General features: G+C 61.9%; 1 pseudogene. It reads left to right on the forward strand.

The annotated features are described in order from the left end of the window. Window positions 1–334 (forward strand): annotated as a pseudogene (locus tag ACFHWW_RS34435) (carbon monoxide dehydrogenase); the annotation flags it as partial. Window positions 335–381: the final 47 nt, after the last annotated feature.

Genomic DNA, 381 nt, shown 5'->3' on the forward strand with positions numbered 1-381 from the left:
GGACAAGCGCAGCAATTCGGCGACGCGCGGCCGGATTGCCTATGCCGTCAAAGAAGGTGACGAACCTGGCGAAACCCGGGTGGACGTCACGATCGGCTTTACCCTGACCGGCATGCTTGCGCAGTTCAGCCGGTCCGGCCTCGTACAGGACGTCGCGAACCGGCTGATCGGTGTGTTCGTTCAAAATCTGGAGGCAAGGCTGAGACACCGGGCACAGGGCAGTGCGCCGGAGCGAGCGCCGGTAACCGCCGAGTTCGACGCCGGATCACTCGTGTCGGCCGTGATTCTCGGGCAGATCAAAGGTTTTTTCGCAAAGCTCTTCGGACGCAGGTGAACACGTTTCGCCGCATACGGGCCCGTAAAAACCAGGCGGATGGGATG

The sequence above is a fragment of the Sinorhizobium sp. P24N7 genome (genome assembly GCF_042436655.1).
In the GTDB taxonomy this organism is placed as follows: Bacteria; Pseudomonadota; Alphaproteobacteria; order Rhizobiales; family Rhizobiaceae; genus Sinorhizobium; species Sinorhizobium meliloti_A.